The sequence below is a fragment of the Halomonas sp. DP8Y7-3 genome, assembly GCF_019801675.1.
GTDB lineage: Bacteria > Pseudomonadota > Gammaproteobacteria > Pseudomonadales > Halomonadaceae > Halomonas > Halomonas litopenaei_A.
The window spans coordinates 120,233-145,794 of the sequence record NZ_JAHVIO010000014.1 but is presented as its reverse complement, the minus strand read 5'-3'; the positions used below and the strand labels follow the sequence as shown (position 1 = coordinate 145,794).

21 protein-coding genes are annotated in these 25,562 nt (G+C 62.2%); 4 read left to right on the top strand and 17 right to left on the bottom strand.

Going from position 1 to position 25,562, the window contains the following annotated elements:
* The first annotated feature begins 21 nt into the window (after window positions 1–21).
* Window positions 22–678, top strand: coding sequence for a DNA-3-methyladenine glycosylase family protein (locus KUV86_RS15165; protein ID WP_206937824.1), 657 nt, complete (start codon window positions 22–24; stop codon window positions 676–678).
* Between the two features lie 67 nt (window positions 679–745).
* On the opposite strand, the gene KUV86_RS15160 is transcribed toward KUV86_RS15165, so the two are convergent.
* From KUV86_RS15160 to pncB, 3 genes are all read right to left on the bottom strand, one after another.
* Window positions 746–1,219, bottom strand: a complete 474-nt coding sequence (locus KUV86_RS15160; RefSeq protein WP_222485394.1) for a secondary thiamine-phosphate synthase enzyme YjbQ — start codon at window positions 1,217–1,219, stop codon at window positions 746–748.
* A 75-nt stretch (window positions 1,220–1,294) separates the two neighbouring features.
* Complete coding sequence (locus KUV86_RS15155) at window positions 1,295–1,939, bottom strand: isochorismatase family protein (RefSeq protein WP_222485392.1); 645 nt, start codon at window positions 1,937–1,939, stop codon at window positions 1,295–1,297.
* Between the two features lie 86 nt (window positions 1,940–2,025).
* On the bottom strand, window positions 2,026–3,300 hold the full coding sequence (gene pncB / locus KUV86_RS15150; protein ID WP_206937830.1) for a nicotinate phosphoribosyltransferase: 1,275 nt from the start codon (window positions 3,298–3,300) through the stop codon (window positions 2,026–2,028).
* Between the two features lie 130 nt (window positions 3,301–3,430).
* Between pncB and KUV86_RS15145 the strand changes: the two genes are divergently transcribed.
* Both KUV86_RS15145 and KUV86_RS15140 read left to right on the top strand, forming a co-directional pair.
* Window positions 3,431–4,201: a hypothetical protein gene (locus KUV86_RS15145; RefSeq protein ID WP_222485390.1), complete on the top strand. Its 771-nt coding sequence runs from the start codon at window positions 3,431–3,433 to the stop codon at window positions 4,199–4,201.
* A gap of 516 nt (window positions 4,202–4,717) precedes the next feature.
* A complete protein-coding gene (locus KUV86_RS15140; RefSeq protein ID WP_222485388.1) occupies window positions 4,718–6,811 on the top strand; it encodes an Ig-like domain-containing protein in 2,094 nt (697 codons plus the stop codon).
* A 125-nt stretch (window positions 6,812–6,936) separates the two neighbouring features.
* Here the strand turns inward: KUV86_RS15140 and KUV86_RS15135 are convergent, their stop codons facing one another.
* From KUV86_RS15135 to KUV86_RS15115, 5 genes are all read right to left on the bottom strand, one after another.
* Window positions 6,937–7,761 (bottom strand): phytanoyl-CoA dioxygenase family protein, encoded by an 825-nt coding sequence (locus KUV86_RS15135; protein ID WP_222485386.1) that lies wholly within the window; start codon window positions 7,759–7,761, stop codon window positions 6,937–6,939.
* Entirely contained in the window at window positions 7,758–9,149 is a 1,392-nt protein-coding gene (locus tag KUV86_RS15130) for a M20/M25/M40 family metallo-hydrolase (RefSeq protein WP_222485384.1), read from the bottom strand. Before KUV86_RS15130 ends, KUV86_RS15135 begins: the two co-directional genes overlap by 4 nt.
* Before the next feature lie 20 nt (window positions 9,150–9,169).
* Window positions 9,170–10,597 carry a YfcC family protein gene (locus tag KUV86_RS15125; protein ID WP_222485382.1) on the bottom strand — a complete coding sequence of 476 codons (1,428 nt, stop codon included), beginning with the start codon at window positions 10,595–10,597 and terminating at the stop codon, window positions 9,170–9,172.
* Window positions 10,598–10,967: 370 nt separating this feature from the next.
* Window positions 10,968–12,503, bottom strand: coding sequence for a histidine ammonia-lyase (hutH, locus tag KUV86_RS15120; protein WP_222485380.1), 1,536 nt, complete (start codon window positions 12,501–12,503; stop codon window positions 10,968–10,970).
* Window positions 12,504–12,678: 175 nt separating this feature from the next.
* Window positions 12,679–14,076 carry a PLP-dependent aminotransferase family protein gene (locus KUV86_RS15115; protein WP_222485378.1) on the bottom strand — a complete coding sequence of 466 codons (1,398 nt, stop codon included), beginning with the start codon at window positions 14,074–14,076 and terminating at the stop codon, window positions 12,679–12,681.
* Window positions 14,077–14,234: 158 nt separating this feature from the next.
* On the opposite strand from KUV86_RS15115, the gene KUV86_RS15110 reads away from it, so the two are divergent.
* Window positions 14,235–14,795 (top strand): LysE family translocator, encoded by a 561-nt coding sequence (locus tag KUV86_RS15110; RefSeq protein ID WP_222163239.1) that lies wholly within the window; start codon window positions 14,235–14,237, stop codon window positions 14,793–14,795.
* 96 nt (window positions 14,796–14,891) lie between these two features.
* Here KUV86_RS15110 and KUV86_RS15105 read toward each other — a convergent pair whose 3' ends face one another.
* From KUV86_RS15105 to KUV86_RS15065, 9 genes are all read right to left on the bottom strand, one after another.
* On the bottom strand, window positions 14,892–15,230 hold the full coding sequence (locus KUV86_RS15105; protein WP_222238249.1) for an MliC family protein: 339 nt from the start codon (window positions 15,228–15,230) through the stop codon (window positions 14,892–14,894).
* Between the two features lie 160 nt (window positions 15,231–15,390).
* Window positions 15,391–17,292 (bottom strand): cation:proton antiporter, encoded by a 1,902-nt coding sequence (locus KUV86_RS15100; RefSeq protein WP_222485376.1) that lies wholly within the window; start codon window positions 17,290–17,292, stop codon window positions 15,391–15,393.
* A gap of 149 nt (window positions 17,293–17,441) precedes the next feature.
* Window positions 17,442–18,416, bottom strand: a complete 975-nt coding sequence (locus KUV86_RS15095; RefSeq protein ID WP_222485374.1) for a hypothetical protein — start codon at window positions 18,414–18,416, stop codon at window positions 17,442–17,444.
* A 15-nt stretch (window positions 18,417–18,431) separates the two neighbouring features.
* A complete protein-coding gene (locus KUV86_RS15090; protein ID WP_206937860.1) occupies window positions 18,432–18,620 on the bottom strand; it encodes a hypothetical protein in 189 nt (62 codons plus the stop codon).
* A gap of 193 nt (window positions 18,621–18,813) precedes the next feature.
* The gene (locus tag KUV86_RS15085; protein WP_222485372.1) at window positions 18,814–19,728 is read right to left on the bottom strand and encodes a hydroxymethylglutaryl-CoA lyase; all 915 of its coding nucleotides are present in this window, start codon (window positions 19,726–19,728) and stop codon (window positions 18,814–18,816) included.
* Complete coding sequence (locus KUV86_RS15080) at window positions 19,728–21,860, bottom strand: acetyl/propionyl/methylcrotonyl-CoA carboxylase subunit alpha (protein WP_222485370.1); 2,133 nt, start codon at window positions 21,858–21,860, stop codon at window positions 19,728–19,730. Before KUV86_RS15080 ends, KUV86_RS15085 begins: the two co-directional genes overlap by 1 nt.
* Window positions 21,857–22,678: an enoyl-CoA hydratase-related protein gene (locus KUV86_RS15075; protein ID WP_222485368.1), complete on the bottom strand. Its 822-nt coding sequence runs from the start codon at window positions 22,676–22,678 to the stop codon at window positions 21,857–21,859. Before KUV86_RS15075 ends, KUV86_RS15080 begins: the two co-directional genes overlap by 4 nt.
* Before the next feature lie 14 nt (window positions 22,679–22,692).
* Window positions 22,693–24,300 carry a carboxyl transferase domain-containing protein gene (locus KUV86_RS15070; RefSeq protein WP_206937874.1) on the bottom strand — a complete coding sequence of 536 codons (1,608 nt, stop codon included), beginning with the start codon at window positions 24,298–24,300 and terminating at the stop codon, window positions 22,693–22,695.
* 87 nt (window positions 24,301–24,387) lie between these two features.
* Window positions 24,388–25,557, bottom strand: a complete 1,170-nt coding sequence (locus KUV86_RS15065; protein ID WP_222238258.1) for an isovaleryl-CoA dehydrogenase — start codon at window positions 25,555–25,557, stop codon at window positions 24,388–24,390.
* Window positions 25,558–25,562: the final 5 nt, after the last annotated feature.

Genomic DNA, 25,562 nt, shown 5'->3' with positions numbered 1-25,562 from the left:
CAATAACCCGCAGGAGTCCTCATGCCCGAGCATGATATCGCCCGCCATCTGAGCGCCGGCCAGGCCCACCTTCGCGGTATTGATTCCGCCTGGGCGCGACTTGTCGACCAGGTCGGAGACTGCCGACTCACGACCGCAGTGGAGCGCAGTCCCTACGAGTCCCTGGCGCGGTCGGTGGCCTACCAGCAGCTGCATGGCAAGGCCGCCGCGGCCATCGTGGGGCGTCTTGTCGCACGGTTCCCGGGACAGGATTTTCCCTCGCCTCAGCAGTTGGCGGCGCTGGCTCCGGAGACCTTGCGGGAATGCGGCTTTTCCGCGCGCAAGGTAGCGACCCTGCAAGGCCTGGCCAGTGCCGCGATGGCAGGTGACATACCGGGGCGGGAAGAGGCCGCCGAGATGGACGACGAGGATCTGGTCAAGCGCTTTACCCGGATCAAGGGCATTGGGCGCTGGACGGTGGAAATGATGCTGATCGGGACCCTTGGGCGGCCGGATATCCTGCCGGTAGACGACTTCGGCATCCGTGACGGCACGCGCTACCTGTTCGGGCTGGATCACATGCCAACCCCCGCCGAGACGCGGCGACGTTGCGAGCCATGTCGCCCCTGGCGCACGCTGGCATCCTGGTATCTCTGGCGCGCCAACGAACAGCCGGACTATCGGCGTCTCGGTCAGTAGAAACCGCCACGAAAAGACTGACATGAAGTAACAGGTCAGGCGGTGCCGTCCACCCTCGCGATCGTTGTCAGTCGCGCCGGCGGTAAGGATCGGGCATGGCCTGCTCTGGCCGCCAGCGTGAGCGCTCGCCATTGAGCGTCACGATAAGCTGGCGCGGCCCGCCATGGTCCCGATGCTCGCAAAGATAGATACCTTGCCAGGTGCCGAGCTTCAGCTCGCCATCTCCCACCGGTATGGTCAGTGCGGGCCCCAATAGACTCGCCTTGAGATGGGCGGGCATATCGTCCCTGCCCTCATCGGTATGGCGGTAGTAGGGAGCGTCCTGGGGCACCATTTGATTGAAATGGCGCTCGAAATCGCCGCGCACGCTGGGGTCGGCATTCTCGTTGATGGTTAGCGACGCAGACGTATGCTGGATGAACACATGCAGCAGCCCGACGCGCATCGCCGGCAGGTCTGGGAGTGCCTTGACGATCTCGTCGGTAATCAGGTGAAACCCCCGTGGACGGGCGGAGAGGCGAAGGCTGTTCTGGAACCACATGGCGGTCGATCTCGAAGCAGAAAAGGATAAACGCTCAGAAGGTAACATCCCGAGAGCTCAGGGTGTGAAGCGTCGTCACAGCAGCGCGGCCAGTTCTGCTGCGTCGGCGGCCACCACCACACCTGCGCCGCGCATGCGGTCCAGTGCCTGCTCGCATTGCTGTGGGTCGATGCCGCGACAACCTGCCAGATTTAGGTAAACCTGAAAGTCGGCTTCGCGAAGCTGCATCACCGTCGTGACGACGCAGTAGTCCAGGGCCAGTCCGCCGACGATCACCCTGTCGACGCCGCGCCCCCGCAGGAATTCGATGACACCGGTGCTGACCCGATCATTCAAGTCGTGAAAGCAGGCGCCGTAGGGGTGGCAGTCGGGATCGAGGCCCTTGCTGACCATGTAGTCGTAGCCCTCCACCGGATGCGGCAGGCCGTCCAGCAGTTCGAAGCCGCGGGTGCCGACAACCGCATGACGGTACCAGCGGACATCGACATTGGGGCCGGCAATTGCGCTGTCGACCGGCGTCAACAGCTCATCCTGATGCTTCGCCAGCCAGACCGGGTTGGCCGGGTGGGCGTCCCGGGAGCCTACACGCAGATCGGCAAGCCTGGCCTGGGCGTTGAGCTCGTCCACGATGGCATCGCCATCGGCTACCGGCAGCTCGTCGGGACATAGCGGGGTAAAGGTCTTCTGGGGATCGACATCGAAAGAGGCAATCTGGCTCATGGGACGCTCCTGAGTAACAGGCTCTGCCGGGAAGCGGGGCTTCTGACTAGCAGCTTCACAACTAGCGGGGCTTCTGACGAATGGACTCACGCGCTGGCGAAATGCTGCCTCAGCGTTGCCACATAGGTGTCATCGATGCTCATGCTCTTGCCAGGGTCGTCGGAGATCTTGGCCACCGGCTGGCCGTTGCACTCGACCATCTTCATCACGATGCTCAGCGGCGTGTAAGGGACGCCCTGCTCGGTGGCATAGTCGCCGAGATCATTGGTCAGATAGGTGCCGATGCCAAAAAAGGTCTGGGTCCTGCCCTGAAAGTGTTGGGCGATGTCGAGCGCTCTATCGAAGGTCAGGGAGTCGCTGAAGGTCAGCGTTCGCTCCATCGGATCGATACCAAGTCGCTCGAAGTGAGAGATGAATTTTTCGCCCCAGCGTATCGGGTCGCCGCTGTCGTGGCGCACTCCCTGGTACTGCTGGCTGCGTCTGGCGTCGAAGTCCTTCAGGAAGGCATCGGATGAGATGGTATCGGTCAGCGCCACGGCAAATTGGCCGCGATAGACATCGCTCCATACATCGAGGGCGCGTCTCTGGCTTTCCTGCGCGGGCACCAGTGCCTGGTGCGCCATGATGAATTCGTGGGCCATGGTGCCGATGGCCGGCAGCTGAAACTCCCGGGCCAGATGGTAGTTCGAGGTGCCCGCGAAGTGCTCGGGAATCTCGTTGACCATGTATTCGACGACTTCACGTTGGATGGCATAGGAGAAGCGTCGACGCGTACCAAAGTCGGCGAAACGGAACTCGGTCAGACCCCTTCGCTGCACTTCCGTCTTGAGCCGCTCGACCTTGTGGCGCAGGGTGCGTCCGATCGCCTCCTCAGGGACCTCTCCAAAGCGCCGACGGTTGCGTATCTCGCTGACGATGGCCAGGACCGGTATCTCATAAAGAATGGTGTCTAGCCAGGGCCCCTCGACCTCGATCGCCAGTTGGCCGGCGTCGATGGCTACTGTGACGTGTCGCGCCGGGTCGAAGCGGAAGCGCTTGAGGTAGTCGACAAAAGCTGGCTTGATCTCGCCCCGGGTGCGCAGGTAACGCAGTTGGTCATCGCTGAAGCGAAGTCGCTGGAGCTTGAGGATCGCCTGTCTGACGTCGTCGGCGTAGGCGGCCAGGTTTTCCTGGCTGCGGCAGTGAAAGCGGTACTTGACCCAGGCAGTGGGGTAGCGCTCGAAGACCACCTGCATCATGTGGATCTTGTAGGCGTCTGTGTCCAGTAGGCTGGTGATCAGCTCGTCGCGGAACAGCGAGCGGTTGACGCCGGCAACCATCGGGTTGCGCTTTCCAGCAGGGAACCTGGGCAGGCCGTTCATGGGGGCGCTCCATACTGTCAAGTATTTTGACTAAATGCAGTCTGCGTGTTGCATGTTCTTTTGTCAAACAGTTTGACTGTAGTCCGGTGTCCTTTACACTGGCGGCACAGCATCTGCCTTGAGGTACGCCATGATCGTCACCCTGGATTTCGTCTGCATCCGGCTCCATCCAGAGTCTCGGGCACCGGAAGTGCTGTTGCGAAAGCGGGAGACGTCACCCGAACCTGGGAGCTATGGCCTGGTCGGCGGCTGGATCCGCGAGCAGTCCCAAGGACCGATCCAGCCACAGACCCAGCCACAGACCCAGGAGCGGACCCAGAAGCCAGGCGAAGGAGACAGCTGTCTCGATGATGCTGTGCATCGTATCTTGCGCGACAAGGTGGGGCTAGCGCCCAGCTATCTGGAACAGGTCAGGGCCCAGGGCAGTCTCTACCGCGACATAGCGCGAGGATGGTCCGTCACCATTCCTCATCTTTGCCTGTTCAATCGCACCGAGAACGATCGTCTTGCCCTCCAGGATCACCTGCGTTGGGCCTCGCTGTGGGACCTGTTGGACAGCAGGGTGCCTCTGCCGTTTGACCACCTGACGCTGGTCAGCAGTGCATATCAGGCCTTCGTCAACAAGATCAAGTACTCGTCGTTGTTGCTCTACCTGCTGCCGTCCGAGGTAACCATCGGTGAGATCGTCGATGCCTACGCCACCTTCGGTATCGAGGTGAAGAAGCAAACCGTCATCAACCGCTGGATCAAGGCAGGCCTGCTCGAAGAAACCGGCACCACCAGAGCGGTCAGCAGCAAGGGGCCTCCCGCGCGCCTGTTTCGCCTGACGGAACCCACCCTCAGCTACTTCGAGAGCGCCATTGGTAAAAGCCTGCCCGCCGCGCCAACTACCATTGCCTAGGTAGCGCTGCCGGGACGGTAGTGAGGAGAGCTCTCCTGTCAGTAGGGGAGAATAGCGATATTGTCACTCCGCTATTGGTGACAATAGGGCGCTGTCTTTGCCGTCATCTGGCTGGCGCGTTCTAATGCTTGGGTTCCACATTGTCCGCTATGTATGCACTGCCGTGACGACCTTAAAAAGATATGTGCATGATATCTATGCTCCCAGGAGCAGATATTCGGCCAGTCATAAAAGACTGATCCCTTGAAATTGGAACAAACCTTTGAGGTGAGATCCATTATCGCAACATCTGCCGTCGGGTAGTAGCGTGACAGTGCATCGATTCATCGTGTTATTGCTCTTGGAGTGAAACAATATCCGCGTGGTAATTGACCAAAAAAGTGTGCTGAAGTGAAGAATTGTCCCTGCGTGCAGGTTCAATAGGACAATGCTGAAATTCTCACCATCGCATACGCTTGAGTATGGTCGGCACTAGTGGGTAGGCCATAGTACCTGGTGGCTCTTCTGGAGGCGGATATGAACGGTGAGGATACGATGTCACAGACTTCAGTGAATGTTGGTGCGCGATCTGTACTTGACAGCGATGGAGCGTTGGGTGAGGACAAGGGGGTAGCGAGAAGCGAGCTCCCCAGTAGCTCAGTTATCATTGATAACCGCGCAAGCTATGAGGGGTATCTCAACTATAGCTTTGGTGCTCTCGAGCCTGCGGAAACGGGCGCGTTTCGCTGGTCGACGGAGAGTCTGCCTGCACTGACGTCACGCGGAGAGAAACTGTCCTACGTGGTATCGAATGACGGCTTAACACTCACCGCGGAAACCCCTGACGGTATGAGGGTCTTTGAAATAGTGGTGGATAATGTGCTGTCTGGCCACTTCAATGCTACCAGATATAGAGGCTTGGATCATGATAACCCATTGTTACAAGATGGGTTTTCTTTCAACGTTGGCGACTCGCTTATCGTCGATGCTGAGTACGTCCTGACCGATAGCGAGGGTAATACGGCGTCCAGTGCATTGCGTCTACAGTTTAACGACAGTCGGCCTTCTACGCATAGCGATCACGTGGATGCCAATGAAGGTGCCACCTCGGTCTCCTGGAATGTGCTGGACAATGATTCTGGCCGTTTAGATGGGTTAGCGCTCTATCGAGCAAAGGTAGAAGGTGGTGATGAGGTCGGCCAGGTAAGTTTTACCACTGACGGAGAGATCACCTTTATTCCGAATAATGAGTTTGTTGGCCTTGCAACGATTTTGTATGATGCGGTAGACGGTGATGGGGATATGGTTAGGGAGGTTTTCACCGTCCTTATCATTCCTGGCCCCGATAAGCCGGTAACGCCCGACTTGGACGGTGATGACAGTACCCGTAACCCGGCTGTGGTTCTGTGGGAATCACACATTGATGACGTCAAGGGGGTGTTGGTCAAGCAGGGATTTCTCGGCTATGACTTTGGGCTCGATGGACCGGGGCGCTTTACTTGGCACATAGATGACCTTCCTGATCTGACGACGGAAAGCGGAAGCTCGGTGACCTGGTCCATAACGCGTAACGGCCGCCAGATTGCCGGTCATGATGATAATGGTGATCGCGTCATCTTGATTCAGCTGCCGGACGTGGAAAATGGCGCTTTTAAAGTGGCCCTGTTCCAGCCGCTGGATCACGATAGTGTCGGAGCGGAGTATTTGAGCTTTCCTGGAAATATAGATCTGGACGTTGGCTATACGATTTACGATAGCTACGCGGTTAACAATAGCGAGGGGGATAGCGCATCCGGCGTGCTTCATATTAATATCCGGGATAACCCTACCGTGGCGTCTGCGCGGGCATATCGCGCAGATGACGACGTCACCGCTGAGCCCTCTGTCGCTACCTCTGACGTTAGTGCGCTTGTAGCTCCTGTGGCCAGTGCTCTCGTTAGCCCCGACATCAGTGTCCTCGCCAGCCCTGTCGACACCCCTGTGGCCGCTCGTTTTTCTGGCAGTGCATCTTCCACTATTGAGGTGGAGACAGATCGGCTGATCGAGGACGGCTCCAGCTCTGAAGGTAGTTCCAGCTTTGAGGGCAGTGCCAGCTTTGAGGGCAGTTCTAGCTTTCAGGGCAGTTCTAGCTTTCAGGGCAGTTCCAGCATCGAGGGTGGCTACAGCTTCAATGCCAATGCCAGCTTTGATGCCAGCACCAGTGCAGGCTACTTCTTGAATATGGGTTCCGGCTTTGATGCCAGTTCCACTATCAGCTGGGAGGGGCGCTTTGGTGACAAGGTCGTCACGTTTGACCTGGATGCCGAGCGAGTGGCCGAGGTAGGGGAGGGTACGCTGACAAGCAGCGGTTCGGTTGAGGTAGCGCTCAGCATTAGCGACCTATTGGATGACTCCGACGAGGGCGATGTACTGTTGACCATGGAGGCGTCACAGGATAGCCATCTGGAGAGCCAAGTGGCTGGTCATGTGACGGGCAGCAGCGGTCAAGGGGCCGATTCCACCTCCAGCATCGACGCCCAGGCCAGTAGCAGTGTCCAGGCGCCGGGTCTTGCCTTGGCCTCTGGCTTCCAGTGGGGCAGTGACAACCCCCTCGGCCAATGGCTTGGGGAGAGCAACCTGATCCACGAATGATGACGATCGATACCCACGCACCCTGCCACGGCAGGGTGCGTTGTCCTGTTCTAGGAGGCTTTTTCAAGGTGTCGTGGCAAACATGGTGTCGCAGTGTACAGATCAAGATACCTGGATAACGACAATCACTCGACCAGCAATGGGAATAGAGGATGATCCATGGGGCTTCCTGCCGGCAGCTGTTCATCCAGGCCTGGAAAAGGAGGAGAGGTCGTCCAGCGTCGCGGGGCGTGGACCATGTCATCGCCGAGCAGCCGGACGGAGAAGGCGCGGCGACGTTGCGGCCCCCTGACCCCACCTGCTGCATGCAGCGTCAGCATGTTGAAGAACACGGCGTCGCCGGGCTCCAGCGCCCAGCCCACAATGGGGTAACGCTCGCGATGGGCCTCGATGTCAGGCAGGTCGGCAAGACTGCCTTCAGGAAACCACTTCGCTTCGTTGTCCATGAAGGTGCGGGGCATCAGCCACGGACCCTTGTGGGACCCCGCCACGAATTCGAGGGTTGAGGCCCGCGGTACCGGGTCGACCGGCAGCCACATGCTCAGGTTCTGATGACCCTCCACGTTGTAGTAAGGCTGATCCTGATGCCAGGGGGTGCGCTGTCGGGTGCCTGGTTCCTTGACCAGCACATGGTCATGGTAGAGGCGCACCTGGCGCGAGCCCATCAGTCGCTGGCCGATCAACCCCAAGGGCGATTCAAAGATAAAGTGACGATAGGCCGGGTTGTCTTGCCAGTTGCAGAAATCCTCGAAGAACCAGCCTGGATCGTCTGGACGACTGGCCACCTTGGCGCGGGGGCTCGGGTGCTGGATGTTGTGCTCGATGCCTTCTGCCAGTCGGGCGAGTTCTTTTGGACAGAAGATGCCCCGTAGGCAGATGGCGCCGTCTCGCTGAAAGTCTGCCACAACGTCGTCATCGACGATGGTGTCAGGATGTATACGTAGGTTCATGTGCACTCCGCTTCAGCTGAGCCAGGTATTGGGAAGGCGAGCGCTGCCAATAGACGGGTAAAGAACTGCTCGCACTGAATGACCTGCTCAAAGGTGATGTATTCATCGGGCCGGTGGGCCTGGTGGATGCTGCCGGGGCCACAGATGACCGTCGGCGCACCCAATTGGGCAAACAGCCCAGCCTCACAGCCGAACCCCAGCGCCATAGGCTGGGCGGGGCTGCCGGCCAGGTCGGCGATCCAGCGCGGGAACTCGCGTCGCCGCTCATCAAGTGCCGGATAGTGCCCCAGGCTTTCGAGCTTCAGGGCTCCGCGCTGAGTTCGGCCGGCCTGCGTTGTGTCTGTTGCCGACCCAGCGGGGGACGGTGGTTCAATAGGAAATGAGGCGCAGGCCCCGGGCAAAGAGGCCGTGCTGTGAGAGCCCGTGTCGTGAGAGCCCGTGTCGTGAGAGCCCGTGTCGTGAGAGCCCGTGCTCAGGCATCCATGAGGTCGGGATGCATCGATCTTGGATTCCAGCGGGTCACCAACTGCGGAAGGCGGATAGAGCCTTTGCAGGTACTCGCGCAGTTCCTCGACACGCTGATCGGGCAGGCAGCGCATCTCGATATCCATCTCGCAGCGTTCCGGGATGCGGTTAAGGACGGTGCCGCCGTGAATGGTGCCGACGTGCACGGTGGACCAGGGAGGGTCGAACCGAAGGTCGTGCAGGGCCTGCTGGCGTTTTTCCTGAGCCAGCTGGCGCAGATCAAGTAGCACATCGGCGGCCAGGTCGATGGCATTGATGCCGCGTTCTGGATAGCCGGAATGGCCACCGACGCCGTTCAGGACAGCGCGAAGACCCACGTGGCCCTTGTGAGCAGTGGCAACGCGCATCTCGGTGGGTTCGCCGATGATGACGCCCCTTAGTCGCTCCTGTTGCCTGGCCAGCACTGGCAGCATCAGCGGGGCGCCCTGGCAGCCCACCTCTTCATCGAAGGACAGGGCCAGGATGACTCCATGGCGTGAGCGATGTCGCTGGTGCCAGGCCGTCAGTCGGGTCAGCGCGACGCCAACAAATCCTTTCATGTCAGCGGTGCCGCGGCCGTAAAGCCGGCTCCGGTGTCGACGCGGAGTAAAGGGTGGGGTGATCTGCCAGTTTTGGCCGTCCGCGGGCACCACATCGGAGTGTCCCGAGACGATGATCGCCGGCGCCTCCCTGGGTCCAAATTCGGCGATAAGGTTGGCCTTGTCGCCCGTGCCGTTACGACACAGCGTGACGGTCACGCCTCGCCGTTCCAGCCAGCCTGCGATGAACTCGATCATCGGCAGATTCGAGTGTCGACTCGTGGTATCAAAAGCCACCAGGCGTTCGATCATTGGCACGCTGGCAGGTAACGCGATATCGGCCAACCCTTGTCTCCTTGCAGGTGTCAGGCAGCAGGCCACACGACCGTGGTGGCCAGCAGGACCAGTAGCGCGCCCAGTCCATACAGCAGCGCGATCAAAGGCAGCATGAAACGAATCCAGCGGGTCCAGGGAATGCCCGCGATGGTCAGGCCAGCCATCAGCCAACCTGCTGTCGGGGTAAACGCATTGGAGATGCCGTCGCCAAACTGGAATGCCAGCACGGCCACCTGCCGATTGACCTCGGCCAGGTCGGCCAGCGGCGTCATGATAGGCATGGTCAGGGCGGCCTGGCCGCTGCCGGAGGTGACGATGAAGTTCATCGCGCTCTGCATCGCAAACATGCCCAGGGCAGCGGCGCTGGAGGAGGTGTCGCCGATGATGGACGACAGGGCGTGGATGATGGTGTCGATGGTATCGCTTTGCTGAACGATAACGACGATGGTAAAGGCCATTCCTACCGCCAGGGCACCGTCCACCATGTCCTTGCACCCGGTGGAAAACGAGGCTGCCAGGCGGTTGGCGCCCATGCCGGCAACTCCGCCGGTAACGATGCCGAGCACCAGGAAGACCCCAGCCATTTCCTTGAGGTACCAGCCGAAGGCACTGACACCGGCGATGATGGCAATCAATGCCAGTGCAAAGGCGCCCAGGATGATCAGGTGACGAGGGGTCAAGTGGATGTGTTCGGCACTGACTTCGCTGGCCTCGGGGGGGGCCAGGCCATAGACCACGCTGCGATCCGGCGAGGCCTGAACGCGGCGCGCATAGAGCATGACGTAGCCAATGCTGACGGCGACAAAGGCTAGCCAGCAGATGATGCGGTAGCCCATGCCGGAAAACAGCGGCAGTTCAGCAATGCTCTGGGCAACACCGACATTGAAGGGGTTGAGGAAGGAACCGGTGTAACCGATGGCGGTTCCAATCAGCGGGATGGCGGCGGCGACCACGGCGTCGTAGCCCACCCGGCGTGCCAGGGGCAGCAGGATGAAAATGTAGACGATGCTGCCTTCGATCATGCCGTAGGTCCCGGAGCACACGGCGAAGAAGGTCATCATCAGCGGGATGATCAGAATTTCCCGGCCCTTCAGGCGCTCCAGCAGGAAGTTGACCAGCCCCTCCACGGCGCGGGATTGGCGCAAGACGCCAAAGGTGCCGCCGACAATAATCAGAAAGAAGATGATGGAGGAACCACTTTTCATGCCCTCGAAGAAGGCATTGAAGAAGTCGAAAGGACCGATGCCGTGGTTGTCGATCAGTCGGTAGGTGCCTTCCACGATAACGGAACGGCCCTGGGCGTTGGTCTCGCGCTCATAGCTGCCACTGGGGATGAACCAGGTCACCACGGCGGCCAGCACCGCCAGCAGAAACAGGATGACAAAGGCGTGGGGGAGCGTCTGATTGGCATTCATGCTCGGCCGGGCGGCCGCATTTCCCTGCGGGTCTTGAGTCATCGCTGATATCTCGCTGGCTAGAATGTCGGTAGACGCGGGCCCGCCTTGTTTTGTACTGCCTTGTCGTTCTCTATCGCTTCTTGTCGCCCCCTGTCGCTCCCTGTCGCTCCTTGTCGCTCCTGTTAGGGCCCTAGAGTCAGTCTGTCCGAGTTAGCTCACCGAGATGCGGTTACGATGCGGTTACATAGCAGCCAGGAAACCCCCCAAGGACGCTCTGCCAAGGACGGGGCCGTGGTGTTGCTACGGGGCATCCTTCACGAGATAGGTCGACTCATAAGCCCTGACTGAACGTGAATGGCAGGCAGTGTAAAAGGGTATGGTCCGTATCATTCTTTGGGTTTAGCTCGCCGTGGCACGCTGTGTCGAGCCATCAGGCTCGACTGGGCAGAATGGCGCCAGATATCAGCTGATAAAGCGCACCACGATCAAGCAACTCGATGGCGACCTGGATGTCGGGGGCGAAGTAACGGTCGTGATCGTAGTGCGCCACGTGCTGGCGCAGGCTGTGTCTGGCCTGCTCCAGCAGCGGCGTCGTGGTGAGTCCGTCGCGCATGTCCAACCCTTGGCAGGCGGCCAACCACTCGATGGCCAGCACGCCTCTCACGTTGGCGGCCATGTCCCCGAGTCGGCGCGCCGCGGCAGGAGCCATCGAGACATGGTCCTCCTGATTGGCAGAGGTCGGCAGGCTGTCGACGCAGTGAGGATGGGCCAGTGCCTTGTTCTCGCTGGCCAGTGCGGCGGCGGACACCTGCGCGATCATGAAGCCGGAGTTGATACCTCCGTTGTCGACCAGAAAAGGCGGCAGCTGCGACATATGAGTATCCATCATCAGTGAAATCCGGCGCTCGGACAGGGCACCGATCTCCGCCAGTGCCAGGGCCAGGTTGTCGGCGACCATGGCGACAGGTTCGGCGTGGAAGTTGCCGCCCGACAGAATGTCGCCGCTGTCGGCAAACACCAGAGGGTTGTCGCTGACGGCGTTGGCTTCGATATCGAGGATGCGGGCGGCGTGGCGCAGCTGATCCAGTACCGCCCCCATGACCTGTGGCTGGCAGCGCAGCGAGTAGGGGTCCTGGACCCGGTCGCAATTGGCGTGGGAGTTGCCCACGGCGCTCTGATCCTCAAGCAGTTCGCGGAAGATCCGTGCCACGTCGATCTGGCCTTGCTGGCCGCGCAGCTCGTGAATACGCGCATCGAAAGGCGCCCGTGACGCCAGGCTGGCCTCGACGCTCAGCGCACCGCAGACCAGCGCACTTGCCAGCAGGTCTTCCGCCTCGAACAACCCTTTGAGCGCCAGCGCGGTAGAGACCTGGGTGCCGTTGAGCAGCGCCAGCCCCTCCTTGGGGGCCAGGGTCAGCGGGGATAGACCGGCCACGTCCAGCGCGTCCCGTCCACTTAGCACCTCACCGCGATGGCGGGCCTGGCCCTCACCCAGCAGCACCAGGCTCATATGCGCCAAGGGCGCCAGGTCGCCAGAGGCGCCGACGGAGCCCTTGGCCGGAATCAGCGGTGTCACCTGGGCGTTGACCAAGGTGATCAAGGCCTCGATCACCTCCCGACGTATCCCGGAAAAGCCTCTGGCCAGGCTGTTGACCTTGAGGGTCATGATCAGCCGCACCAGAGCGTCGTCCAGCGGCTCGCCAACGCCGGTGGCATGGGACAGCACCAGCGAGCGCTGCAGGTCGTTCAGGCGGTGTCGATCGATACGGGTGTGGGCCAGCAGGCCGAAACCGGTGTTGATGCCATAGGCGGTGCGATCTTCGCGTATCACCGCATTGACCGCCTCGACCGAGGCATCGATGGCGGCCTTGGCGGTAGGCGGCAGGGCGATGGCGAGGGGGCTCTCCAGCTGGCGCCGTGCGTCCTCCAGGCGAAGTTGACCGGGGGTAATGACGAGGGTGGGCATGCTGATGAACTCCCTGTGAGGTGACGCGATGAGCGGGCGTTACCTCGAGTCTAATGTATATACATTAGACGCTCCATGCTTCGCGCTGGAGGTGTCTGTTCCAGCACGACATGGCCGCAGTTCTACGCTGCAACGGCAGCTGACTGGACGGCAGCCGCTTTGGCGAAAGACTTGGCTACAGGGTGGCCCAGGGACTGGTGTTGCCCTCGTCAAGCACCCGCCGCAACGTCGTCAGTGCCGTTGTCAGCCGTGCTCTGCTGGTGGCGGCGCCGACACACAGACGGATGGCCTGTGGTGCGGGGTCGCTGCCGCTGCAGAAGGGCTCAGGTGTCGCGACCAGCACTCCTTCTCGTTGCAACAGCGTCTGCACTTCGCTGGCGCGACGGCCCTCCGGCAGCGGCAGCCAGAAGTTGGCGCCATAGGGCAGACTGCGCGGTTCCAGGTCGGCCAAGGTGCTCTGAGCCAGCCGCTGGCGAGCGGCCAGCTCCTGCTCCTGCCAGGCCAGCAATGTGGTATAGCGAGGTGAGTCGATCCAGCGACAGGCGACCTCGGCCATCAGCGGTGGACACATCCAGGACTGGGCGCGCATCAGGCTGCCGATGCGCTCGCGCAGCGTGGCTGGCATCTGCAGAGTGCCGACTCGAAGCCCGCCGGAGAGAATCTTGGAGGTGCTGAATATCTGTAGCGTGCGATGGGGGACCAGACTGACCAGTGATGGGCCCCGGTGCGCTGCCGGCACATATTGCACCGCATCTTCCACCACCCAGAAATCGTAGCGTTCGGCCAGCTCGGCCAGACGCTGACGTCGTTCGCTCGACATCACCGCGCTGGTGGGATTGTTCTGATCCGGTGTGACGTAGATCAGTCGGGGCGCCTGTCGCCTGCAGCGCTGCTCCAGCGCATCGGTGTCCAGGCCATGTTCATCCAGCGGAATGGCCATGGGCCGCAGGTGAGCATGGCGGCTAGCGGCATTGAAACCAGGATAGGTGAGGGCATCCGCGGCGACATGGTCGCCAGGGCGGGTCAAGGCTCTTAGACACAGGTCAAGGCCGTGCTGTCCTCCCTGGGTGACCGCCAGCACCTCGTGCAGTGGGAAGCCAAGGGCCGCCAACCATTGGCTGAGGGCCTGGCGGTGGGCCGTCGTGCCGATATCCGGCTGGTAGGCAGCCGCCATGGCAATAGCGGCGGGATCCTGGCTGACCTCCACCAAGGCGTCGCGCAGGCACTCGTCGCGCCATGGATGGGGGGGCGCAAAGCTCAAGCTCAGGTCAATCACGCCGGACTGATCATCCGCGACGTGAACGCTGAAAGGCGGCTCGTGAGAGTCCGTATCACGGACATAGGTGCCACTTCCCACCCGTGACATCACCCAGCCCTGCTGCTGCGCCTCGGCGTAGGCGCGGGTAATGGTGCCCACGGTGACGCCCAGCGCGTCGGCCAGGGTCCGTTGCGGGGGCAGTCGATCGCCGGCGGCGAGTCGGCCTTGGTCGATGGCATCACCGATGGCCGCGGCGATCTGGCGATAGCGGGCCGATCGGGAGTCGAGCTCGAGGGAGGGGATCCAGATTGTCATGGTGACAATAAACCCTTTGACGCCAATTGTGGCCTGAGTATGCTTTCTTCCATGGGGGCAATTTGCCGTGATTCACACCATAATGCAAAAAATGTAGGGGTACAATTGTGGAAGAGACCGTTAGCCAGCTCGCCTACCTGCTACCCGCGGCGCTGTTCATGGTGTCCATGACCATCACGCCAGGTCCCAATAATGTGATGCTGACCGCCTCCGGCGCCAACTACGGCTTCCTGCGTACCCTGCCGCACCTGTTCGGTATCCTGGGCGGCTGTTTTGTGCTGTTCGCCTCGATTGCGCTCGGGCTCGGGGTGGTGTTCGAGCGCTATCCGGTGGTGCAGGGCGGGCTCAAGCTGATTGGCAGCCTGTACCTGTTGTACCTGGCCTGGAAGATCGCAACGGCCCCGCCGCCGGATCTGCGGGTCGGCGATGCCCGCCCGTTGACCTTCGTGCAGGCGGCGGCATTCCAGTTTGCCAACCCCAAGGCGTGGGTCATGGGCATCGCATTGATGGCCGGGTTTCTTCCGGACGGTGGCAACCCCTGGGTCAACGCCCTGTTGCTCGCGGGCGTGGCGGAACTGGTGGGGCTCCCGTGCATTGCCCTGTGGGCAGGGTTTGGCACCGCCATCGGCCGCCTGTTGACGACCGACCGAGCCTGGCGAGTGTTCAACGGGCTGATGGGCGCTCTGACCGCAGCTTGTGTAGTGATGATCCTGCGCTGAGGGTCAGGCCGGGGAGCGTTACCTGCCCCGGCAAGATCGACAGTTCTGGCAAGCCAAGCAGTTGGAGTAAGCCCAGCGATAGGCGAGTGAAGGGGCTTAGCCGCTGACTTCGCAGTTGACCGGCATGCGCCTGCCAATTGTCCAGGTGGCTTCATTACCCTTGCCGCGGAACACATGCTGGCCATTTTCCGAGGCGTAGCTCATGCCCGAAGCGACAGGCTGACGCTCAAGAGGATAGCGATCGCCGTGCATCCGGACTTCCGCCGAATCGGGACTGTCGAAGACAATCGTAAACTGGCTGCCATCCTGGCAGATGTAATCGGCGGAGGGTGAAGCTGCCTCATCTGCCGGGGGCTCATTTCCTTGCTGTCCAGTGCCAGCGCAGCCGGTTATCAGCAGGGCGAGGGCAGCAGCGGGAATCCAGCAAACCTTCATGACGTTTCTCCTTGTCGAAAGTCCTGTCGCAGAGGGTGGCGGCCATCGCTGGCCGCCTTAGCTTGGTGTGCTCGAGGAACGTTAAGTTCCGCGGCGGCGCTGTCCATGATGAGCCGTCCCGGCCGCTGGCGCCAGGGTGTGATGGCACCTGGCGGGGCCATCAGGAGCCAGAGTCGGAGCCTGGAGCCTCGCCGTCATCGCTGACGTTGCTCTCGTCCCTGGTGTTGGCTGACGGCTGAGCCGAGGCGCGCTGTTGCCTGGTGCGCTGGCGCTGGGCCTTGTCTTCATGGGTGTCGTCGGGCACCAGGGCGAGCAAGGTTTCACCGGTGTCCGCATCGAAGCTCTCGTCCTTGTGCATGACCCTGACGTCGCCGTCTTCGGCATAGGCGGAGATCACCCGAGCATCCGGGTTGTCTCGGCGATAGTCGTCGAATGAGTAGCTGTCGCTAAGGCGTGTCAGGCGCACGCACCAGCCTTGGCGAATCCGTGAATTGGCCTCTTCATAGTCGAGCTCCTTGGCGAAGAAACGCCCTCCCAGCGTCTGCTCGAGCTGGTCGCCGCCGACGCCTCCGCCGGGAGCAAAGCGATAGACCCGGTGATGTCCGAACTCCGGAGCGTAGTGCATGCACAGCAGCGCGTTGTAGTCATCGTTGTCGGTCAGCGCAACCATACTGTCGAAGCGATTGAGCTCCAGCGTCAGCTCGGCTTCCTCGGTGAGCACTTCGCCGTAGTAGGTCGGGATATCGCGTCCTCTGACCTGGCGCAGGTGATTGTAGTTGCGGTCCGCGATCAGCACCGGTCTTCCCTGGGCCTGAATTGCCTCGGCCAGGGCCGCGGTAAAGGGATTGGCGCCGACGATCAGCAGCCCCTTGGTATCGGTGGACTGCAACTTGAGCCGGCGTGCCAAGGGCTGCAGCGAAAAGCCATGCAGCAGGACGGTCACGGCGACAATGGCAAACGCCAATGGCGAGAGCAGGGCGGCGTCCTCGACGCCAACATCGCTGAGGCGGGCTCCAAACAACCCGGCGATGGCTACCGCCACCACGCCTCTCGGGCCGATCCAACCCACGATCAGCTTTTCCGAGAAGGGCAGGTCGACCCGGATCAAGGCCAGGAATACCGCCACTGGCCTGACCAGCAGCAGCACGACGGCGACGAACACATACTCGCGCATACTCAGGGAGGCCAGGGTGCCAAGATCCACCTGGGCGGCCAGCAGGATAAACACGCCCGACACCAGCAGGACGGTGATGTTCTCCTTGAAGCGTCGAATCTCGTCCAGGGACGACAGCGACGAATTGCCGATCACTACCCCCATCACCGTGACCGCCAGCAGCCCGCTTTCATGGAGCAGGGCATTGGGTAGCGTGTAGGTCGCCATGACCAGAAAGATCATGACCGGGACTTTCAGGAATTCGGGAATCTGTCCGGCCTTGATCGCGCGTATCAAGCCCCAGGCCGTGGCCAGTCCGACCGCGGTGGCGACGACAATGCCCAGCAGCATATGGCCCAGGGTCACCGACAGGTCGTGGGATGAATACATCACGATGGTGATCTCGAAGGCCAGCACCGCTGCCAGAGCGCCGACCGGATCGTTGAGAATCGCCTCCCAGCGCAGGATCTCACCGGGGCGCCGCTTGAGACTGGCCTGGCGCAGCAGCGGGATGATGACGGTGGGGCCGGTCACGATCAGGATGCCGCCCAGCACCGATGCCGAGGCCCAGGACAGACCGCCGATGTAGTGTCCCGACAGCGTAGCCAGGCCCCAGACCAGCGGCCCGCCGAGAAACACCAGACGCTTGACGGCGAGCTCTGCTCCTCTCAGGCGGGTCAGGTTGAGGGTAAGACCGCCCTCGAACAGAATCATGGCCACGGCAACGGCGACCAGGGGTTCCAGCAGGTCGCCGAAGACGGCGTGGGGGTCGAGCACCCCGCTGACCGGGCCGATGAGCACACCGCTGAGCAGCAGCAGGACAATGGCGGGCACTTTCCAGCGCCACGCCAGCCACTGCGCACCGATACCGAGCGCCGCTATCAAGCTGAAGGCGAGAACCGGGGACATGGTGACTTCCTTGTTGTGAAAATTGTGGTGAAAATTGTGGTGAAAACAGAGACCTTTGATCCACACGCTAGGCGGCTGCAAGGCGAATCACAAGGCGCGGTGTAAACGCTTGCCTGGGGTAGGTGAAGCCAGGTCGTCGCGACACTGGATCAGCGAATGGTACGGCGGGAGCTCGTGACTGGCGTGTCGCTGATATCGCTGGGGGGAAGCAGTCGAGGGTAGGGACGACTGGGAAAGGTAAAGCCCGAAATAGAGATGATCTTGTCTCGTGTCAGCGACAGGGTATTGGTCGGTAGCGGGGCGGCCAGGTCAAAGTCATGTCCGCCGGTAATGACGATACGACGCCTTTTGTCTCGATATCCCGAGCGTACCGGAATCACACCAATGCCTCGGGAAATCACGCTCTCTTCATCTGGCTCCGGTAGCAGGGTAGGTAGCCCGATATACACTTTGTCGTTCTCGAGGCTAATTAGAGCGTAGGTGACCTGTCGATACGTTAGCCGTTTCAGTATCGCGGCCAGTGCGGCCCTGTCCTCCGGGTCATGTCGCTTGATCTTTCCGCAGCGTAGATGGGACAAGACGTCTCGTCTGGCACGGTAGATCGCGGCATTGTGGGCGAAGTCAATCTTGGCCTGTGTCTTGATGGTGATGAGCTGGTGTTCGATGGGGGCCTTATCTTCGAGCAGCAGCTCCACTTGTCGCTTTCTGGCCCGACGAAGCCTCTGGGCACCTAGCCAGTTGACCCGTTGGCAGGTGAAAGCGGTCAGCCAGGTCAGCACGATGGAGCAGAAGGACAGGGACGCCAATTGTAGCGACGCCAGGGTGGACGGATCGAGCTGACGACCCGGGTACAGGCCCGACCCCATCAGGTTTGCCAGGTACAGAAACAGGTGGGTGTCAGGTAGAAGGGTAATGCCTGTCCAGTGCCCGATAGACGTGCCAATGGCAGGAAGCAGATAGCCAAAAAGTGCCGCAACGAAGGCAACGATCAGAATGCCGAACTTGGCAGCCCGGATGTACAACAGCCAGCCATGATAGAGGCTGATGCGAATCTGCTCCCTGGGGCTTTCGGTGATGTAGATGTAGCCGCAGACCAATACGGGAAAGATCAGCAGGCCGATCATGGTCAGCGACTGGCGCTAGAGAATATCGTGATCAAGCCGCTGCCGCTCCAGTTCAGCGGCGTCCTTGCTGGCGTACTTGCGGACCACGATGGTACCCGATGGCGTCACTTCGACGTCATCCCAGCCGACCGTTTCCGCAGCCTCGATGGAGGTCGTCAGCTGCTGTTGAATCTGTTCCAGTACGAGCTGCCCTTCGCTACTCATGGCAATGCCTCTTTCTTAGCGTACCTTGGATAGTGGCTTCGCGTACCTTGGATAGTAGCATGTCCGCGGCGCCGCATAGCGAGCAAAACACCGCGAGCAGGGCGTCCAGGGCAGGGCGCCGATGGCAAGATCAGGGAAGCGGGCATCAGCGATCAGCGGCCCCTGACGGCGCCGCCGATCGCTCAGGTGTTCGTTAGCCTTTGGCGACCATCGCCACCCCCGCCTTGGAGCGATTCGGGCGGCCGATGGTGTGGGTGATCCAGTCACCGACGGCGGCGATGCGAGCGAGATCGACCCCGCAGTCGATGCCGAGTCCCTCCAGCAGATACACCACGTCTTCGGTGGCGACGTTGCCGCTGGCGCCCTTGGCGTAGGGACAGCCCCCAAGGCCGGCCACCGAGCTGTCGATGACCTGGACACCGTCTTCGAGCACCGCCACCAGGTTGGCCAGGGCCTGGCCATAGGTATCATGGAAATGGGCCGCAAGTCGGGTGACCGGCACATCCCGGGCGACGGCTTCGAGCATGCGCCGGGCTTTCAGCGGTGTGCCGGTGCCGATGGTATCGCCCAGTGATACCTCGTAGCAGCCCATGTCATCCAGCGCTCGTGCCAACTTGGCCACCTGCCCAGGCGCGATGTCACCCTCATAGGGACAGCCCAGGACACAGGACACATACCCCCGTACCTGGATGCCCTCGGCCTTGGCACGTTCGACCACCGGGGCAAAGCGCTCGAGTGATTCGGCGATGGAGCAGTTGATGTTCTTCTGCGAGAACGATTCAGAGGCCGCGCCAAACACCGCGACTTCCTGTACGCCACATTCGATGGCAGCCTCCAGCCCCTTGAGGTTTGGCGTCAACGCCGAATAACGCCGTCCTGGCTGTGCTGCTCCCTCCTGCATCAGGGCCCGCATGACCTCGCGATGATCGGCCATTTGCGGCACCCACTTGGGGGAGACGAAGCTGGCCGCCTCGATATGGCAGTGTCCCGCCATGGCCAGACGCTCGATCAGTTCGAGCTTGGTTGCCGTGGTGATCGGGTCCGGCTCGTTCTGCAGGCCGTCCCGCGGGCCCACCTCGACAATCCGCACACTGTCGGGAAAGGCCATCAGAGAGCCTCCTTGTCATGAACGCTGTCTGCGGACTGGGCAGTGAAGTCGAGCAGCACATCGCCCTGGCCGACGGTGTCGCCAGCGGCGTAGCGAAAGGCCTCGACCGAACCGTCGGCAGGCGCGGTCAGCGTGTGCTCCATCTTCATGGCTTCCATGACCATCAGCGCGTCGCCCTTGCTGACCGCGGCGCCAGGCGCCACCAGCAGTGCCACGACGGTGCCATGCATCGGCGCGGTGAGCGTCGATTCCACCTCGTGCTGGCCATGATCGATGGCATCAATGCGACGCCAGCAGAGGCGCACTTCACCCTCAGGGCTGGACAGCACAATGGTATTACGCTGCTGGCCTTGCCCCAGCAGGCGAGCCTGGAGCCGGCGGCGATGACCGTCCAGAGTGATCGCCACCGCGTCGCCGGGCAGCTCAGTCAGGCTGGCAGATACCTCGGCACGAGATTCCCCGGGACCCCGGATGCTGAGCTGCCATGCCTGATCGCTGGCGGCGTGCCGTCCTTCCACCACGCAAAGGCTGGATGGCTCGGCCTCAGCGGCCTCCCGTGGATCGCACAGCGCGATGCGGATTTGACGGGGGCCATTGACGCGGAAGCCATCGTGGCGATCCCAGGGAGAGTCACTTTCCGACTCCCGGGACAATTGATGCAGTGCCACCAGGGCCGCGCTGGCCAGGCTCTGCTGGTCCAGCCCGCGGCTGGCAAACAGGCTTTCCTCATGGCGCTCGATAAAGCGGGTGTCGAGATGGGCGGCCTGAAAGTCCGGGTGGTTCGTCAGCCGCTGCAGAAAGCCTCGATTGGTGATCACTCCCTGCACGTCCAGGGCGGCCAGCGCGCGATTGAGACTGGCCAGGGCAGAGGCACGATCCGGGCCGTGGGTGATCAGCTTGGCCAGCATCGGATCATAGTGCATCGATACCGTGTCGCCAGTGGCCACCCCGCTATCCAGGCGCACCTGAGCGGAGGTCAGGTCGGCCCCGACCAGATCCAGCGCGAAGCGATCGAGCACGCCGGTGGCAGGCAGAAAGTCCTGGTCGGCATCCTCGGCGTACAGGCGCGCCTCAAAGCTATGGCCATCGATGGACAGCTGGTCCTGGCGCAACGGCAGCGGCTCATTCATCGCCACCCGCAGCTGCCATTCCACCAGGTCCTGGCCAGTGATCATCTCGGTCACCGGGTGCTCGACCTGCAGCCGCGTGTTCATTTCCATGAAATAGAAGGCGCCGTCCTGCTGTTGCGAAGCGCCGGGCGTAGCGTCGAGCAAAAATTCCACGGTGCCCGCGCCGACGTAACCGATCTCCTGGGCGGCGCGAACCGCGGCATCGCCCATGGCACGTCGTAGCGCTGCCGTCATGCCGGGGGCGGGCGCTTCCTCCAGTACCTTCTGGTGACGGCGCTGGACACTGCAGTCCCGTTCGAACAGGTACACCCCATTGCCGTGGCGGTCGCAGAACACCTGCACCTCAACGTGGCGGGGTTGGGTCAGGTACTTCTCGATCAGCATGCGATCGTCATTGAAAGCGGCTCTGGATTCCCGGCGGCAGCCTTCCAGCGCCGCCTGAAATTCGCTGCCGCTCTCGACCACACGCATACCCTTGCCGCCGCCGCCGGCGCTGGCCTTGAGCAGTACGGGGTAGCCGATGGCATCCGCCTCGCGCTTGAGCAGAGCGTCGTCCTGGTCATCGCCGTGGTAACCCGGAACCAGTGGCACGCCGGCATCCATCATGCGTGCCTTGGCGGCGGACTTGTCGCCCATCGCCTTGATGCTGGCCGCGGGAGGGCCGACGAAGACAATGCCGGCGTCCTCGCAGGCCCGCACAAAGGCTTCGTTTTCCGACAGGAAACCATAGCCCGGATGAATGGCGTCGGCGCCGCTGCGGCGAGCAGCGTCGATCACCTTGGCAATATCCAGATAGCTTTCCCGGGCGGCCGCCGGGCCGATATGGATGGCTTCGTCGGCTTCGCGCACGTGGCGGGCGTCGGCGTCCGCATCTGAATAGACGGCGATGGTCTTCAGGCCCATGGCGCGTGCGGTACGCATCACGCGGCAGGCGATCTCACCGCGATTGGCCACCAGCAGGGTGTCGAAGCGCAGCTGGTCAGCAGTGGGGGTCGAGCTCATGAGGCGCTCCCGCTATGGTTGGAGGTGCCCGCCCAGGCAGGGCGGCGCTTGTCGAGGAAGCTGGAAAGCCCTTCCTGGCCTTCGTCGCTGACGCGCAGGCGGCTGATGACCAGGCAGGTGCGCTCCCGCGTGGCCTGTTCGTCCGGCGCTCGAGCGACCTCAGCGAGCAAGGCCTTGGTCGCTCGACTGGCCTGGGAAGAGGTGGCCAGCAGGGTCTCGAGCATGCTCTCTACCGCGTGGTCCAGGGACTCGGGTTCAACGACCGTGTGCACCAGATCCAGTGCCTGCGCTGTCGTGGCGTCCATCACCTCTGCGCTGAGCGCATAGCGGCGCATCTGGCGGCTGCCGATGGCGCGCAGCACGTAAGGGCTGATGACAGCTGGCGACAGGCCAATCTTGACCTCGGACAGGCAGAACCTGGCGCGCTGGGACGCCAGCACGATATCGCAGCAGGCGGCGAGGCCCACGGCTCCGCCAAAGGCGGCACCTTGTACCCGGCACAGGGTGACGCAGGGCAGGGTGTCCAGTCCGTGCATCAGGCGCGACAGCTCGCGGGAATCGGCCAGGTTGTCGTCGACGCTGTAGTCGACCATGCGCTTCATCCAGTTGAGGTCGGCACCGGCGGAGAAGCTCTTGCCCTCCGAGCCGAGCACCATGACCCGGACCTCGCCGCGCTCTGCGGCGGCGCGAACTCGGTCCAGGTGGCGATTGAGCTCGCCGATCAAGGCATCATCGAAGGCGTTATGGACCTCCGGACGCGTCAGCGTCAGCCAGGCCACCCCCCTGGCATCAATGTCTAGTGTCGATGTCTGAGACATGTCTGCATCCTCGGTTACATGCGGAAGACGCCGAAGCGCGTCTCTTCGATCTCGGCATTCATTGCGGCGGCCAGTGACAGCCCAAGCACGTCGCGGGTCTGGGCGGGGTCGATGACGCCGTCATCCCAAAGCCGCGCGCTGGCGTAGTAGGGGTGACCCTGGTGCTCGTACTGCTCTCGGGTCGGCTGCTTGAAGGCCTCTTCCTGCTCTGCTGTCCAGGACTCCCCGGCGCGCTCCAGCTGCTCGCGCTTGACCTGGGACAGTACCCCGGCCGCCTGCTCGCCCCCCATCACCGAGATTCTGGCGTTGGGCCACATGAACAGCAGGTTGGGCTCGAAGGCGCGGCCGCACATGCCGTAGTTGCCGGCACCGAAGCTGCCGCCGATCAGCACCGTGAACTTGGGCACCCGGGCACAGGCCACCGCAGTGACCAGCTTGGCGCCGTGCTTGGCAATGCCTTCATGCTCGTACTTCGAACCGACCATAAAGCCGGTGATGTTCTGCAGGAACACCAGGGGAATGCCGCGCTGGGCGCACAGCTCGATAAAGTGGGCGCCCTTGACCGCGCTTTCCGAGAACAGCACGCCGTTGTTGGCCACGATGCCAACGGGGTGGCCGTGGATATGGGCGAAGCCGGTGACCAGCGTATCGCCGTAGTAGCGCTTGAACTCATCGAAGTCGGAACCGTCGACAATGCGGGCGATGACCTCACGTACGTCGAACGGCTTCTTCAGGTCGGTGCCGACGATACCGTACAGCTCGGCCGGATCGAGGGCGGGAGGACGCGGGGGCTGCATCGCCAGTCGGCCACGCTTCTGCCAGTTCAGTCGGGCGACACAGCGCCGGGCGAGCTGCAGGGCATGGGCATCATTGTCGGCGTAGTGGTCGGCAACGCCGCTGATCTTGGCGTGGACATCGGCGCCGCCAAGATCCTCGGCGCTGATGGTTTCACCGGTGGCAGCCTTGACCAGGGGCGGACCGCCAAGAAAGATGGTGCCCTGTTCGCGCACGATGATGGACTCGTCCGCCATGGCGGGCACGTAGGCCCCCCCGGCGGTGCAGGAGCCCATGACCACGGCGATCTGGGGAATACCCTCGGCCGATAGGGTGGCCTGGTTATAGAAGATGCGGCCGAAGTGGTCTCTGTCGGGGAACACCTCGTCCTGGCGTGGCAGAAAGGCACCGCCGGAATCGACCAGGTACACGCAGGGCAAGCGATGCTTGCGGGCGACTTCCTGGGCACGCAGATGCTTCTTCACCGTCAGCGGGAAATAGGTGCCGCCCTTCACGGTGGCATCGTTGGCCACGATCACACACTCGACGCCGCTGATGCGACCGATCCCGGTGACCAGGCCCGCCGCCGGCACATCGCTGTCGTACACGCCGTGGGCGGCCAGGGCCGACAGCTCCAGAAAGGGCGACCCCTCGTCGATCAAGTGATCGATGCGGTCGCGTACAAACAGCTTGCCGCGGGATTCGTGGCGACTGCGTGCCTTGTCACCGCCGCCGCGACGAATGGCATCGGTCAGTTCGTTCAGCTTGCCGACCTCGGCACGCATGGCCGCATCCCGAGCCACAAAGTCTTCGGAACGCGGATTGATTGCGGTATCCAACATGGCCATCTGGTGGCTCCGTAGGCAAAAGAGGGGCGACGTACGCCAGCATTCACAAGGCGCTGAACGCGCTCTGCTCCGGGATCAACGTCGGGTTCAGGCGGACTCGTTGAACAGCTCGCGGCCGATCAGCATGCGCCGGATCTCACTGGTGCCCGCGCCGATCTCGTACAGCTTGGCGTCGCGCAGCAGGCGACCCGTCGGGTACTCGTTGATGTAGCCATTGCCGCCCAGCAGCTGAATGGCATCCAGCGCCACCTGGGTAGCCTTCTCGGCGCAGTAGAGAATGACCCCGGCGGCGTCCTTGCGTGACGTCTGACCGCGATCGCAGGCCGCGGCCACCGCATACAGGTAGGCGCGGCAGGCGTTCAGGGTGGTGTACATGTCGGCAATCTTGCCCTGCACCAGCTGGAATTCGCCGATGGACTGGTTGAACTGCTTGCGTTCGTGGATGTAGGGCACGACCACATCCATGGCGGCCTGCATGATGCCGATAGGGCCCGCCGCCAGCACGGTGCGCTCGTAGTCGAGGCCGCTCATCAGCACGCGCACGCCCTTGCCGACTTCGCCCAGCACGTTCTCCGCGGGGACCGCGCAGTCCTCGAACACCAGTTCACAGGTGTTGGAACCCCGCATCCCCAGCTTGTCGAGCTTCTGGGCGGTCGAGAAACCGTCGAATCCTTTCTCGATGATGAAGGCGGTGATGCCCTTGGACCCGGCGTCCGGGTCGGTCTTGGCATAGACCACCAGCACATCGGCGTCAGGGCCATTGGTGATCCACATCTTGTTGCCGTTGAGGATGTAGCGATCGCCTTCCTTGCGCGCGCGCAGCGACATAGACACCACATCGGAACCGGCTCCCGGCTCGGACATGGCCAGTGCGCCCACGTGCTCGCCGGATATCAGCTTGGGCAGGTACTTGGCCTTCTGCTCGGCGTTGGCGTTGATCTTCAGCTGATTGACGCACAGGTTGGAATGGGCGCCGTAGGACAGTCCGACGGATGCGCTGGCGCGGGAGATTTCCTCCATGGCGATGCAGTGGGCCAGGTAGCCCATGCCGCTGCCGCCATCTTCGTCGGGAACGGTGATGCCCAGCAGGCCCATGTCACCGAATTTCTGCCACAGGTCAGCGGGAAATTCGTTGCGCTCGTCGATCTCGGCGGCGCGAGGGGCGATCTCGTCGCGGGCAAAGGCATTCACCTGATCGCGAAGCATGACCAGGGTTTCATCAAGGCCAAAATCGAGCGGGGTATAGGGGCTGAACATGGCGG

What these genes read in the sequence shown, in the direction of transcription:
- KUV86_RS15165 (WP_206937824.1), top strand. Translation starts at nt 22, where the DNA reads ATGCCCGAGCATGATATCGCCCGCCATCTGAGCGCCGGCCAGGCCCAC.
- KUV86_RS15160 (WP_222485394.1), bottom strand. Translation starts at nt 1,219, where the DNA reads ATGTGGTTCCAGAACAGCCTTCGCCTCTCCGCCCGTCCACGGGGGTTT.
- KUV86_RS15155 (WP_222485392.1), bottom strand. Translation starts at nt 1,939, where the DNA reads ATGAGCCAGATTGCCTCTTTCGATGTCGATCCCCAGAAGACCTTTACC.
- pncB (WP_206937830.1), bottom strand. Translation starts at nt 3,300, where the DNA reads ATGAACGGCCTGCCCAGGTTCCCTGCTGGAAAGCGCAACCCGATGGTT.
- KUV86_RS15145 (WP_222485390.1), top strand. Translation starts at nt 3,431, where the DNA reads ATGATCGTCACCCTGGATTTCGTCTGCATCCGGCTCCATCCAGAGTCT.
- KUV86_RS15140 (WP_222485388.1), top strand. Translation starts at nt 4,718, where the DNA reads ATGAACGGTGAGGATACGATGTCACAGACTTCAGTGAATGTTGGTGCG.
- KUV86_RS15135 (WP_222485386.1), bottom strand. Translation starts at nt 7,761, where the DNA reads ATGAACCTACGTATACATCCTGACACCATCGTCGATGACGACGTTGTG.
- KUV86_RS15125 (WP_222485382.1), bottom strand. Translation starts at nt 10,597, where the DNA reads ATGACTCAAGACCCGCAGGGAAATGCGGCCGCCCGGCCGAGCATGAAT.
- hutH (WP_222485380.1), bottom strand. Translation starts at nt 12,503, where the DNA reads ATGCCCACCCTCGTCATTACCCCCGGTCAACTTCGCCTGGAGGACGCA.
- KUV86_RS15115 (WP_222485378.1), bottom strand. Translation starts at nt 14,076, where the DNA reads ATGACAATCTGGATCCCCTCCCTCGAGCTCGACTCCCGATCGGCCCGC.
- KUV86_RS15110 (WP_222163239.1), top strand. Translation starts at nt 14,235, where the DNA reads ATGGTGTCCATGACCATCACGCCAGGTCCCAATAATGTGATGCTGACC.
- KUV86_RS15105 (WP_222238249.1), bottom strand. Translation starts at nt 15,230, where the DNA reads ATGAAGGTTTGCTGGATTCCCGCTGCTGCCCTCGCCCTGCTGATAACC.
- KUV86_RS15100 (WP_222485376.1), bottom strand. Translation starts at nt 17,292, where the DNA reads ATGTCCCCGGTTCTCGCCTTCAGCTTGATAGCGGCGCTCGGTATCGGT.
- KUV86_RS15095 (WP_222485374.1), bottom strand. Translation starts at nt 18,416, where the DNA reads ATGATCGGCCTGCTGATCTTTCCCGTATTGGTCTGCGGCTACATCTAC.
- KUV86_RS15090 (WP_206937860.1), bottom strand. Translation starts at nt 18,620, where the DNA reads ATGAGTAGCGAAGGGCAGCTCGTACTGGAACAGATTCAACAGCAGCTG.
- KUV86_RS15085 (WP_222485372.1), bottom strand. Translation starts at nt 19,728, where the DNA reads ATGGCCTTTCCCGACAGTGTGCGGATTGTCGAGGTGGGCCCGCGGGAC.
- KUV86_RS15080 (WP_222485370.1), bottom strand. Translation starts at nt 21,860, where the DNA reads ATGAGCTCGACCCCCACTGCTGACCAGCTGCGCTTCGACACCCTGCTG.
- KUV86_RS15075 (WP_222485368.1), bottom strand. Translation starts at nt 22,678, where the DNA reads ATGTCTCAGACATCGACACTAGACATTGATGCCAGGGGGGTGGCCTGG.
- KUV86_RS15070 (WP_206937874.1), bottom strand. Translation starts at nt 24,300, where the DNA reads ATGGCCATGTTGGATACCGCAATCAATCCGCGTTCCGAAGACTTTGTG.
- KUV86_RS15065 (WP_222238258.1), bottom strand. Translation starts at nt 25,557, where the DNA reads ATGTTCAGCCCCTATACCCCGCTCGATTTTGGCCTTGATGAAACCCTG.